The 12,491-nt window shown below is 43.0% G+C and carries 11 protein-coding genes; 2 read left to right on the top strand and 9 right to left on the bottom strand.

Going from position 1 to position 12,491, the window contains the following annotated elements; genetic code table 11:
• Positions 1-108: 108 nt before the first annotated feature.
• Positions 109-996 carry a LysR family transcriptional regulator gene (locus tag Q7P33_RS09820; RefSeq protein WP_303869864.1) on the top strand — a complete coding sequence of 296 codons (888 nt, stop codon included), beginning with the start codon at positions 109-111 and terminating at the stop codon, positions 994-996.
• Here the strand turns inward: Q7P33_RS09820 and Q7P33_RS09815 are convergent, their stop codons facing one another.
• The 8 genes from Q7P33_RS09815 to Q7P33_RS09780 form a co-directional block, all read right to left on the bottom strand.
• Positions 997-1,416, bottom strand: coding sequence for a hypothetical protein (locus Q7P33_RS09815; protein ID WP_303869862.1), 420 nt, complete (start codon positions 1,414-1,416; stop codon positions 997-999).
• Positions 1,417-1,493: 77 nt separating this feature from the next.
• Complete coding sequence (fadK, locus tag Q7P33_RS09810; protein WP_303869860.1) at positions 1,494-3,158, bottom strand: medium-chain fatty-acid--CoA ligase; 1,665 nt, start codon at positions 3,156-3,158, stop codon at positions 1,494-1,496.
• 118 nt (positions 3,159-3,276) lie between these two features.
• A complete protein-coding gene (locus Q7P33_RS09805; RefSeq protein WP_303869858.1) occupies positions 3,277-4,626 on the bottom strand; it encodes an MFS transporter in 1,350 nt (449 codons plus the stop codon).
• A 19-nt stretch (positions 4,627-4,645) separates the two neighbouring features.
• Positions 4,646-5,659 (bottom strand): electron transfer flavoprotein subunit alpha/FixB family protein, encoded by a 1,014-nt coding sequence (locus tag Q7P33_RS09800; RefSeq protein ID WP_303869856.1) that lies wholly within the window; start codon positions 5,657-5,659, stop codon positions 4,646-4,648.
• A 15-nt stretch (positions 5,660-5,674) separates the two neighbouring features.
• A complete protein-coding gene (locus tag Q7P33_RS09795) occupies positions 5,675-6,463 on the bottom strand; it encodes an electron transfer flavoprotein subunit beta/FixA family protein (RefSeq protein ID WP_303869852.1) in 789 nt (262 codons plus the stop codon).
• A gap of 12 nt (positions 6,464-6,475) precedes the next feature.
• Positions 6,476-7,618 carry an acyl-CoA dehydrogenase family protein gene (locus tag Q7P33_RS09790; RefSeq protein ID WP_303869849.1) on the bottom strand — a complete coding sequence of 381 codons (1,143 nt, stop codon included), beginning with the start codon at positions 7,616-7,618 and terminating at the stop codon, positions 6,476-6,478.
• 15 nt (positions 7,619-7,633) lie between these two features.
• Complete coding sequence (locus Q7P33_RS09785; RefSeq protein WP_303869847.1) at positions 7,634-8,857, bottom strand: CaiB/BaiF CoA-transferase family protein; 1,224 nt, start codon at positions 8,855-8,857, stop codon at positions 7,634-7,636.
• Between the two features lie 81 nt (positions 8,858-8,938).
• Entirely contained in the window at positions 8,939-10,111 is a 1,173-nt protein-coding gene (locus tag Q7P33_RS09780; protein ID WP_303869845.1) for an acyl-CoA dehydrogenase family protein, read from the bottom strand.
• A gap of 301 nt (positions 10,112-10,412) precedes the next feature.
• On the opposite strand from Q7P33_RS09780, the gene Q7P33_RS09775 reads away from it, so the two are divergent.
• Positions 10,413-11,882 carry a sensor domain-containing diguanylate cyclase gene (locus tag Q7P33_RS09775; RefSeq protein ID WP_303869842.1) on the top strand — a complete coding sequence of 490 codons (1,470 nt, stop codon included), beginning with the start codon at positions 10,413-10,415 and terminating at the stop codon, positions 11,880-11,882.
• A gap of 50 nt (positions 11,883-11,932) precedes the next feature.
• Here Q7P33_RS09775 and Q7P33_RS09770 read toward each other — a convergent pair whose 3' ends face one another.
• Positions 11,933-12,472 (bottom strand): GNAT family N-acetyltransferase, encoded by a 540-nt coding sequence (locus Q7P33_RS09770; protein WP_303869840.1) that lies wholly within the window; start codon positions 12,470-12,472, stop codon positions 11,933-11,935.
• Positions 12,473-12,491 lie beyond the last annotated feature (19 nt).

The following is a 12,491-nucleotide window of genomic DNA, read 5'->3' as shown; positions in this document are numbered from 1 at the left end:
CTATGATAGGATGTCATAGAAATTTAAATGTTTTGTTCTTCTGCTGTGATTCATTTTATCTTTTATCCGCTATTTTCGTGATTAAAATGCTGTCTCATGGGGGTTATCGTGAATCTTAATCAACTTTATTATTTCAAAAAATTAGCCGAATTAGAGCATTATACTCAGGCATCAAAAGAATTATTCATTACCCAGCCCAGTTTAAGTGGTGCTATTGCATCGCTTGAAGATGAACTGGGTATCGCCTTGTTTCAACGTCATGGCCGGAATATCAAATTATCAAAATACGGCAAGGAATTTTACCGCTATGTCTGTTCATCATTAGCCGAACTCGAAAAAGGTATCGAAAAAGCCAAGGTCCGCGCCGGGTTATATGGTGGTGTCGTCGATCTGGGTTGTATTCCAACACTCGCCGGGGATTTTCTCCCAAAAGCCATCAATGGCTATCTGCGATCCATTGATGATAAAACGCGCTTTAACATCTTTCACGGCATGACCCTTGAAATAATTGAAGGTCTCGAATCCGAAAAATATGATGTCGGTCTCTGCTCCTATGTTGAGAATAAACCCGATCTCCAATTTCATCCCATAATGGCTCAGGAACTCATTCTACTTGTTAATACCAAACATCCGCTGGCCGAAAAAAGCTCAATCCGTCTGGAAGAACTTTCCGGTTATAAACTGATCACCTATCGTCGAAGTCTGCCCATCGGAAAAACAATCGGCTATTACCTCAAACAAAATCGCCTGAAAGCACTCTATGCGTATGATGATGAAATCTCAATCGGTGGCGTAATCGCCACAACGGATAATGCCGCCATCACCGCCCGTACGCCGTTCTTACATCAGTTTCAAGATTTAAAAATGATTAAACTGGATATTCCACCTGATGCCCGGCTTATCTATCTCGTCATCAAAACGGGAAGTTATCAGACTTTACATGTCAAATCATTTATCAATTACGTCCTGGAAAATGAGTGTCACTTGCCTGAATAATTACCAGCTTGCCTGCATTCGCTCGATGGGCAATTTTATCAATCCGCTATTTTTCAGGTACACAAAAATTTCAAACCCGCGTTTACAGCGAAATGTACATTCCAGACAGGGATCTTCATCACAATAGACATAGGCATCTTCATCCGCCAGGGCAAATATAAAAGAAGACTTACGCGGATTTGTGACATATTTTAGCTGCCCGCCTGTAAACGTTTTAATATATACCCACTCAACCGTTTCCCTTTTTTCAAAAACCTGCCAACTAACTTCAACGGCATTGTCGTTATATCCCCCGATAATCCGATAATTAATGGCCACCGTCTTATTGATTTCGCCCGAGTCAATCGGTTCCAGCCGTTTTATCCTGCTATCACAACAATATGTAAACGCCTCAGTTTGATCGCTAATGATCTGAATCACGCTATTACAACTGTCACACTTATAAAAATGTATTTCGGGACACATTACCGCTGGTTTTGTTGTTTCCCGGGATCTTTTTATGCCAAATTTCTGCTCCTGCAATCCAAACCCTCCGATACCTGCATGCGTTTTTTTAAATCATCTCTCAGGATATTTTTATTTACTTTTCCACTATCGGTCCTTGGAATCGCCTCAATTATTTCCAACCGCTCCGGCCAATACCGTTTCGGTATATTTTTCTTTTGCATATAACACTGAAGTTTTCTTAAATCCAGCCCTTCTTTGCCCCTTTTTAGTACCACGTAGGCACAAATTCTTTCACCAAGACGTTCGTCCGGCATCGCAATCACTGCCTGATCAATAATATTAGGATGTTTTGAAACATATTCACTAATATAATTTGTATTGAGGTTTTCGCCCCCTCTGACAATAATGTCCTTTTTCCTTCCGATTACCTTAATATTGCCCTGTTCATCTGCAACGCACAGATCCCCACTGTAAAACCAGCCGTCGTCATCCAGCGCTTTTTCAGTCGCTGCCAGATCATTTAAATAGCCAACAAAAACATTTGGCCCGCGTGAGGCTTCCTCGCCAATGGTACCCGGGGGCACGTCCTGTCTGTTTTCATCGACAATTCGGACCTCAATCCCTTCCATCGGCCGACCCGATGTTCTGCCGTTAAGGGTGATCGTTTCCTCCGGTCTGACAAACACATGCGGTACACTTTCCGTTGAGCCATAAACCTCGCATAATTGAATGCCGTATTGATCCGCACATCTTACCATATCCCCTGGTATAGGGGCTCCGCCACAGAGATAAAATTTAAGTGTCTCCAGCTGCTCTGCCCCATTTTTTATTTCATTAAGAATATCATAAATAAACGGTGTCGACCCCATCGAATAGGTACATTGTTCACGATTAATCAGTTCAATCGCCTTATCACTTTCAAATTTACTCTGGAGTACCACTTTTGCTCCAATCAGCATGGGTGCAATAATGCCATGATGAAAACCGGTCGCATGATTAAGTGGTGCTGGCATAAACATAATATCATCTTTTGTCAGCCTCAGCGCTGTGTTAAAATACTTTTCGCTGAAAATAATATTGTTATGCGTCAGCATTACCCCTTTTATCCCACCGGTTGTCCCGGAGGTATAAAGAATGACCGCTAAATCATTGCTGTCAATTTTTTTCTCATTCTCACATTTATATACCGGCCCTGAATGATCCCTTAAAATTTCTCTCATGGTGATGGTATTGCCAGACTTTTTTTTCCAATTGTCCAGCAGGATGACATGTCGGAGCTTGTTGCAATTCTTTACAGCCCGCTGAATCATCACTTCATAGTTTGTTTTGTGATGCCAGGTTGGACAAAAAAATATTTTTGTCTGTGACAGATTTAAAAGGTATTCGAGTTCTTTCCCCCGATAACACATCCCGATGGGGTTAACAACGGCACCGACTTTCAGGCAAGCAATGGTAATGATCACAAATTCACTCCAGACCGGCAATTGAAACGATACCACATCACCACACACCATTCCTGCTTTCTGTAAATAACCGGCAAGAATATCCGCTTGGCGGTCGACCTCACGGTATGAGAAACGGTTACCCAGATCATCCACGACATATTCTCGGCTCCCATTTTCTGCAACATTCATATTCCAGTAATCCAAAAGGGTTTCTTTTCCCCAGTAGTTCAATTTTTCATACAAATCCTTTTGATGTCTATTTATTTTCATTCTTCTTTCACTCCTTTTGTTTCAGAAGAGCATACAAAACATCAGCCTAAAAACAGTACTGCTGTTCCGAATGACGGCAGTACTGCTTTTTCATCCGGCTTTTTAGATCTGACTGATCTTATGCATTTCGCGGTTTTATCGGGTCAAGTTTAGCGACAAGCGCCAATACAGATCCAACAATACAAACGGCCGCGCAAACCCACAAAGCGTAGCCGTAGGCGACTGCATTACTGGCACCGGCATTCAGTCCCGCGTCAACAACGAGGCCTGTTACTGTTGGTGCCAAAACACCGGCGATAGCGCCGATAATCCCGGCTAAACCGGAATATACACCAATATTGGCGGGACAAATGGCTGAAGCCACTGAATAATAGCCGCCCATTGTCAGACAAAGAAACCCATAGGATATGGAAACAGCGGCAATGACAAAGGTTGGATCAGTCGCATTGGCGCCAACAAAAATAAACACTGCCGCTCCGATCATTCCAATCACCTGTACCAATTTTCGGCCGATCTTATCACCCAATTTCTTTGAGGCCCCATCGGCAATAAAGCCACCGATAAAATACGCAAAGAAACCGACGATATAGGGCATTGCCCCGGCGCTGATGCTCATTCCCCGCCCGATTGTAAAATAATTTGGCAGCCATGTGGTCGCAAAAAAGTACATATAAACGGCACATCCATAAGATAAACACATTAACCAGACTGCCGGAGTTTTGAAAATATCCGCTTTTGCCAGAATCACTTTTTTTGTGTTTTCCTGACCTTCCGGCCACTGTTCAATCCAATCGATTTCTTGCTGATTCACTTTCTTATGTTCTTTTGGCGAAGATTTCCCGACCAGCACCCAAATAATACACCAGACTGGAAAAATGATCGCGTACACATAAAATAAGTTTTTCCAACCGATCATTGGCAGCATCGCTGCGGCGATGTACATATTAAGCGCCGACCCCAATGGACATCCAGCCTGAACAAGCGCCGATGCCACACCAAATTCTTTTTTGGGGAACCATTTTCCTAAATTTGACATCGCTCCCGGAACAATACAACCCTGAGCCGCACCTTCCAGAATCCGAATCAGAATCATCAAAAACATCGATACCCCGATAATCGGGGTAAAGAATGTAAACACCCCAGATAAAAGCAAACTGATAATCAATACCTTTGTTGCACCATATTTATCCGCAATTGATCCCGAAGGCACCATTGTAATCATGTAACCAATAAAGAATGCGGTGGAAGCATAGCCAAACTGAGCAGATGTCCAACCATACTGTTCCATAATCGCTTTTCCAGAAACTGAAAAGACAGTTCTTCCCATAAACATCGCCATGAAAGAAAGGGCCAGGACAATCGCCACGATCCATCGTACGTTTGTTTTTTTTCCGCTTAAATCCAGTGGTACCGCTGCCGCTCCACCGGCATCTACCATCTGCACATTTGCTTTTTTTCCATTACTCATCGGAATTTCCTTTCAATATTTAATTTAGATTTCTTGAAACCCGGATTTCTTTGATCATAGCCGGAACCATTTCAAAAACATCGCCAACAATTCCATAGTCGGCAACATCAAAAATTGGCGCCGTTGCATCTTTGTTAATCGCAATAATGGTATCGGATTCGGTCATTCCGGCTAAATGCTGAACAGCACCGGAAATCCCACAGGCAATGTATACTTTTGGAGAAACTGTTTTGCCTGTCTGACCAACCTGTTTGGTTTGCGGAATCCAGCCCGCATCAACCGATGCCCGGGATGCGCCGACGGTTCCGCCGAGAAGATCTGCCAATTCCTGAAGCATTGCAAAGTTTTCCGGACCTTTTAGACCCCGGCCACCGGAAACAATATATTCTGCCTCTTCCAGCTTAACGCCGGCTTCATCATTCGCTTTAATAAAATCAATTACCTTGGTCAGGATATCTTCTTCTTTTGTATGGATAACTTCCCGGATCATTACCGGTTGGCGATTCTGAAATTTTTCCGGTTTCTTGAAAGCGCCAGGTCTGACGGTCCCCATCTGTGGTCTGGTTTCGCTGCACAAAATGCGGGCATAGAGGTTTCCCCCAAAAGCTGGCCGTTCCCAGACAACATTTCCCGTTTCCTCTTCAACACTTAGCGCGGTGCAATCTGCAGTTAGTCCAGTATTCAGACAAATCGCCAATTTTGAACCCAAATCCCGTCCATTGGCGGTTGCCCCGATAAGGATGGTATTGGGATGATATCTAGCACATAATTCTAAAAATGCATAACCATAGGCATCTGAAGAATAGTTGGCGTATTCGTTTCCCTGAACCGCATAGATAATATCGGCCCCATACGCGGTGGCGCCTTTTATTCCTTCATCCACATCTTTGCCGATCACGACGGCACATAATTTTTGTTTCAAGGCATCAGCCAATAATCGTCCCTGACCCAGCAACTCGAAACCAACATCTTTGGGTTGTCCCTGAAAACACTCAACGAACACCCATACGTCCTGATATTGTTTTAAGTCCATTTTTAAGCCCTCCTCTTATAATATTTTTGCATCTGCCAGTTTGCCAAACAGCATCCGTGCGGTTTCCCGGGGATTAATGATCTCGAGCATTTCACAACAGGACTGACGCTTCGGTGTAAAGGTCGATTTTACCCGAGTTGGCGATCCCTTTAAACCAATTTTAGTGACATCTATATCCGGTAGGTCGGCCAGCGTAATATTTTCGATCTCCGCTTTTAATGAATCAATCTTCCCTTTAATGGTCGCATATCTTGGCTTATTGGTTTCTTTTGTGGCGGTACAGAGAATTGGCAGTTTTGCTTCTACAATTTCTACCCCTTCTTCAATTTCCCGTTCAACAATACACTTATTGCCTTCAATTTTTATACTTAACACATGCGTCAATCTGGCAATCCCCAAATGTTCTGCAATACTGGGGGCAGTTTGTCCGGTGTCGCCATCAATCGCCTGTTTGCCACCCAAAATCACATCAAACGGTCCCAATTTTTCAATCACTTTAGCTAAAATATAGCTGGTTGCATAGGTGTCTGATCCGCCGAATGACCGGTCGGTTACCAGATAGGCTTTATCGGCTCCCATGGACAAGGCTTCTCTTAATGTCGCTTTGGCCTGTTCCGGTCCCATCGAAATAACGGTAACCGCTCCGCCATACTGCTCTTTTAACTGCAGCGCTTCTTCCAGGGCATTCTTATCAAAGGGGTTCATGATACTGGGAACACCTTGGCGAATCAGGGTGTTTTTTACTGGATCAATTCTAATTTCAGTTGTATCCGGAACCTGTTTTACACAAACAACAATATTCATTTTCACTCCTCCTTACTTGTATTCTCTTTCTAATTCATTGGCAATGGTCAGTCTTTGAATCTGGTTGGCGCCTTCAAATATCTGGAATATTTTGCAGTCACGCATCAGCTTTTCCACCGGATATTCCTTGCTGTATCCATATCCACCGAAAATTTGCACCGCATTGGAGGTCACTTCCTGAGCACAATCGGATACAAATGTTTTCGTGATTGAGCCTTCTTTTCTGACCAGACTACCATTATCCATCATGCGCATCGTGTTATTGACCAGTACGCGGGATGCTTCCGTTTTTATCGCCATATCGGCAAGCATCTGCTGAACCATCTGAAATTTGATGATTGGCTGTCCGAATTGTTTTCGCTCTTTTGCATATTTAACCGATTCATCCAAGGCCCGTTGCATAATGCCCACCGCCATAGTCGCCACAAACGCCCGAGATAAATTCAGCGCATTCAGTGCCAGTTTAAAACCAGATCCTTCCGGTCCGACCATGCTGGATGCCGGTACACGAACATTTTCAAAGGTTACATCGGTCGTATTTGATAACCGTAACCCCATTTTATTTTCATGCTTGCCAATAGTGATCCCGGCAGCATCCGCGTCAACGATAAAGGCTGAAATCCCTTTATGGCCGGCGGCTGGATCCGTTTTGAAAAATCCGACAAACAACGCAGCTATTTCCCCATTGGTAATAAAGGTCTTGGCGGCATTTAAAATATAGTCATCCCCATCTTTTACTGCGGTACCACGCAAGGCCGCCGGATCGGAACCCGCATTTGGTTCCGTCAGGGCAAACGCGGCAAAATTACCTTTTCCGATAATATCGGCAAAATATTTTCCCTGTTCCGGCGTCCCGGAAAGGATTACATTTCTTAAGGCAACAAAGGTTGTCACCAGCGTAATCGCATAACCGGCATCAACTTTTGCCAATTCTTCAAAAATCATCGCCGTGGTTTCATAGCTTAAACCTGTTCCACCATATTCTTCAGGAATTTCCAGCATATGCAGACCCATATCAAAGGCCCATTTAAATAAATCTTTCGGGCATTCGCCTTTTTCATCCAGTTCCTGAACGTGGGGCTTAATTTCATTTTCGGCCATTTCTTTTACTAATGCAATCAGTGCTTTTTGTTCGTCGGTATATAATAAACTCATCTATTTCAACCTTCCTTATTTTTTTAGGCGTTTTATCCCGGCTACCGCACCCTGATCAATGGCTTCATTAATCTGAGTGTCATTATAGCCAAGTTCTTTCATAATTTCCTGGGTATGTGCGCCCTGAGATTTGCAGATTTCCAGGCGTGGTTCAGGCATGGATTCAAATAAAATAGGATTGGTCGGAACCATTCGCTGTCCAGACGGATAGTTAACCTTTGCCAGAATATTGTTGGCCCAAACCTGTTCATCTTCATACACATCCAGCGGTTCATTGGCCGCTTCACAGGGAAGTTCATTTTCTGAGAGCATTTTTACCAGATCCATGCGGTTAATTTGAGCGATGGCTTCATCCAGTCGGTCAATGACTTCACTGTTTAGCTTGTCAGCATTCAACTGCGCGCAGCTTAAGTATTTCGGATTATCAACCATATCATCGAGCTTTAGTAAGGTCATGATTTTATTGAAATCCCGATCATATTCGGGACAACACATGATCACCCATTTTTCATCTTTGGTTCGATAACAATTGTTGAACGGATTAACCACTTCTCTTCGGCTTTTGGGATATTGATTGCCATACTGCGCCGAAATCATTGCCACACTGAGCATGAAGGACGCCGCATGTTGAAGCCCGACGGTCACTTTCTCACCTTTTCCTGTTTTTTCGCGACTGTATAGGGCTCCGCAGATGCCGGCCAAAAGAGCAATGGATACCTGAAAGTCCCCAAAACCATTGGGTGGATTCATGGGTGATCCACCTTTATCAACAGTCGTCCCCAAAACGCCGCCTCTGGCCATGTAACAGGTTGCATCAAAACCCGGTTTATCCTTGTCCGGCCCTTTTTCGCCGTATCCGGTGACCTGTGCAAAAATCAGTCGTGGAAATTTTTCTTTCAATGTATCATAATCCAGACCCAGTTTAACCAATCCTTTTGTTCGGGTATTGGTTACAAATACGTCGGCTTCAGCTAACAATTTATACATGACTTCCAGACCACGTTCGGTTTTTAAATTGATCGTAATAAAACGTTTGTCCATATTCGCCACATCAAACGCCAGGTTTTCATCGTCAGTAAAAGGCATATTAAAGACTGCGCCCTGTTCTCGGGCCGGATCGCCTTTTGGCGCTTCCACTTTGATCAAGTCAGCACCCCATTCACCCATTACCCGTACCGTGGTTGGAGCAGCCAGATACGTCGTTAAATCAACGACTTTTACTCCTTTTAATGGTTCCATATTTTTCTCCTTATTTCTCTATTTGTAAACATAGCCCTTCGAAACATTCGAAAGGCTATGCTAAAGAGGTATTACATATGATTAATCAATCTCAATGACGCCGCCACTGGCAATTAATTTTCGTGATGCGGTTAAACGTTGTACCGTTCTTGGTCCTTCTTCAAGCCACATTGCCCGACAGTCACGATACATTCTTTCCACTGGACCGTAAACACAATCTTCGAAATATCCAATCCCGCCAAAGATCTCCAGCATATAGTCAGATACCAGTTTAACTGTATTGATGCTATGAAGTTTGACCATTGCCGCTTTCATTTCAATGTCTTTGCCGGCTTCAAAATCTTTGGCAAAGTCATAAACCATCAATCGGCATGCGTGAATTTCTGTTCCCATATCAGCGATGCTCTGCTGAATAGCTTGTCTTGCCACCAATGGTTTTCCAAAGGTCACCCGATCTTTGGCTCGAGCAATGGTCATTTCCAGCATTCTCTGAGCCATCCCTAAATTACTTACGCCGATGTGGGCACGGGATACTGATAAAGAATGCATGGCAATTTTTAAGCCGTCACCTTCTTCACCAAGTAAGTATTTTTTATTCAATCGCATGTCAGTAAATTTTAAACCAGCATGTCCGGCGCCACGACATCCCATCATATGTGGCATTGGTACGATTTCATAACCCGGGGTATCCACTGGTACAAAGAAACCTGACAGTCTTTTATCTTTATCGGCATTGGGATCAGTTACAGCAAATACATAGGCAAACTCACAGCAGTCGGTATGAGAGATTAAGAATTTTTCACCATTTAAGATATAATCGTCACCATCTTTTACAGCTGTTGTATGTAAATCAGCTCCGGTTCCCCCTGTTTCTTCGGTTAATGCAAAACAGGTAAATACGGTTTTATCTGCAAATTGACTCATGTACTCATCTTTTAACTCTCTGCTGCCGAAGTCATCCAGAATTCGCCAGTTCATATCTGCTGCATAGTGAAGATGCATTCGCATTCCTCCAGGACCACGACTGAATTCTTCCTGCACCTTTAGAATCTGCAGTTCATCGAGTCCCCAGCCACCATACTCTTCCGGTAAACTGAAACGATATAAATCATTTTTGATTGCTAAATCGAAAAATTCCTGTGGGAATTTATTGGTAACCTCCACCTCTTTTTGAATCTCTTCAAAAGGACCTTCTGCCAGTGCTCGGATCTGTTTCAAATATGCTTGAAATTCTTGTTCATTTAATTTTGCCATTTCTTCCTCCTCGTTGTTTTTTTAACAATCTTTTTGTTGCTTTAATTATATATCAGACCGGTTTGAGAGATCCAATAGCTAGTTTTTGGGCGATTTACAATTATTCATCGTTTACACCAATGAATGATCTTTTCACTTGAACTCTTTGCATAAACATGATATTTTATTAATTTTGCATCAAATTATTGGTTCTCGCCCTTCTTCCCAACAGATTCGCTCCCGAACCCTTTGCTATTTCTGCTAATAATCAACTTATCACCACTCTTTAAACGCGGTTATCCATTGACAAATTCCCACTTTAATGGTAAAAAAGATACTAAAAAAAGATACGGATGAGGATATTATGAAACAACGCAATAAAGTCGGACTACTGATCTCTCTGATTATCCTCATTGGAATCGTGGCGATTGTATTCTTCAGCTTTACCACCTATAGCAAAATTATTAAAGATGATGTACTAAATATTTCCAAACTCACCTCCACCAATATTTATTCAGAAATCAATAACGAATTGACCAAGCCGATTTTTGTCAGCCTGACCATGGCCAATGACAGCTTTGTCAAACAGTGGCTGGCCCAGGAAGACTCACAACGAAATCCGGAAATCATTGATTATCTGGAAGGCATCCGGAGCAAATATAATTATCATTCCGTCTTTCTGATTTCTGCCAAATCGCTGAATTATTTTCATTACAACGGCTTGTTTAAAACCATTTCACCCCAGGATGAGCATGATCAATGGTACTATAATTTTATCAATCAGGATAAGCTTTATATCTTGGACGTCGATCAGGACGAAGTTGATAACCAGCGCCTAACCATCTTTATCAACTGCAAAATACTCGACGATCAGGGGAACCTGATGGGAGTAGCCGGGGTTGGCATTGAAATGACCTATGTTCAGGAGCTGCTTGAAAATTTTGAACGGGACTACGATCTGGAAGCCTTTCTGGTTGATGAAACGGGGTTGATCCAAGCCCACACCAATCCCAATCTGATTGAGAATCAGAACATCAATGATCTCGACATTTATGCTGCAATCGGCCCAGATCTTTATAATAAAACCGATACCATCAACGTCTTTAACGACGATGATTTATATAACCAGCAATACATCATCAGCCATTATATTGAAGAACTGGACTGGACGCTGATTGTCCGAAAAGATACGTCCACATTGGCCCAGTCCTTTAATCGGCAATTGTATTATGACCTCTTTGTCATCATCATAGTTCTGGCCTCAGTAGTGATCATTGTTCAGCGGATCATCCTGAAAAATGATCAGCTGATGAACAAACTGGCCTTGCTGGATAATCTGGGAATCCTCTCCAATCGCAAGGATTTTGATCAGCATTTAGAAGCAATCCTGACTCGAAATGATGAAATCAACGATCCCTGGTCGGTATTTTTAATGGATTTGGATCACTTCAAAGAGGTTAATGATACCCACGGCCATTTGCAGGGTGACAAGATCTTAAAACATGTGATGACGATTTGCAAAGCTGCCCTCAACGACCATCTGATTACCCGATGGGGCGGCGATGAATTCAGCGGTATCCTCTACCTTTCCGGGGTTTTAGCCACAGAAAAACTTGAGGCCCTGCGGCTTAAAATTACCAATGATCCAATGCTTTCCGAGTTCAATATTACAGTCAGTATCGGTGTAACCCAGGCCATTGATATTGATACTGAAGACACCATCCTCCGTCGGGCTGATAAAGCGCTTTATGAGTCCAAAAGCAATGGCAAGAATCAGGTGACACTGCTCTAAAAATAACAAATAAAAGGATGAATTGGCTAGCAATTCATCCTTTTTATTTGTTACACGTTGATAATCTTGTAGATTTGGGTAAAGACCTGCTTTTTAAATGTCTCAAAACCGGCTGCTGTGAGAGGGTTTGGATAGGTCATCAGCTTCAGCGGAATCTTTTTACTCAAATCACCCCGATAAACCGGCTGGTTATAGCCGTATTGAGATAAATAAAAGCCCAGTCGCTGATAAAAGGCAATCCGTCTTAAATTCGTCTCTGTTTTCTCATCCTCCACCTCAATGACCACGGGTTTTTCCGCCTGAGGTAAAAACGCCCGCATCATCTCAGAACCGATGCCACCACCCTGAAGACTGGAATCCACCGCAAAATGCTCCACAAAAATACAGCTTTCCAAATCCCACTGGGCAATAAAACCCAAGATTTGATTCGCTTCATTTTTCGAAATCAGAATCCTGTATCGGGAATCACGCAACTGAAGCATGGCGTTTTCCCGGGGTCTGACTTCCTCCACGGGAAACGCCCCTTCCATTAATGCATACACGTTTTCAAAATCTTCTTCTGATAATTTCAACAGTTTGATTCGTTTCACACCCTTTCTTCTGTATATT

It is taken from the genome of Acetobacterium wieringae, from assembly GCF_026646375.1.
Classification (GTDB): domain Bacteria; phylum Bacillota; class Clostridia; order Eubacteriales; family Eubacteriaceae; genus Acetobacterium; species Acetobacterium wieringae_A.
Note: the sequence above shows the minus strand (reverse complement) of the source record. Positions and strands in the feature narration are given on the sequence as shown.

Excerpts from the sequence above, each read along its gene's own strand:
- fadK (WP_303869860.1), bottom strand. The coding sequence starts at position 3,158 with ATGAAAATAAATAGACATCAAAAGGATTTGTATGAAAAATTGAACTAC.
- Q7P33_RS09805 (WP_303869858.1), bottom strand. The coding sequence starts at position 4,626 with ATGAGTAATGGAAAAAAAGCAAATGTGCAGATGGTAGATGCCGGTGGA.
- Q7P33_RS09800 (WP_303869856.1), bottom strand. The coding sequence starts at position 5,659 with ATGGACTTAAAACAATATCAGGACGTATGGGTGTTCGTTGAGTGTTTT.
- Q7P33_RS09795 (WP_303869852.1), bottom strand. The coding sequence starts at position 6,463 with ATGAATATTGTTGTTTGTGTAAAACAGGTTCCGGATACAACTGAAATT.
- Q7P33_RS09790 (WP_303869849.1), bottom strand. The coding sequence starts at position 7,618 with ATGAGTTTATTATATACCGACGAACAAAAAGCACTGATTGCATTAGTA.
- Q7P33_RS09785 (WP_303869847.1), bottom strand. The coding sequence starts at position 8,857 with ATGGAACCATTAAAAGGAGTAAAAGTCGTTGATTTAACGACGTATCTG.
- Q7P33_RS09780 (WP_303869845.1), bottom strand. The coding sequence starts at position 10,111 with ATGGCAAAATTAAATGAACAAGAATTTCAAGCATATTTGAAACAGATC.
- Q7P33_RS09775 (WP_303869842.1), top strand. The coding sequence starts at position 10,413 with ATGGTAAAAAAGATACTAAAAAAAGATACGGATGAGGATATTATGAAA.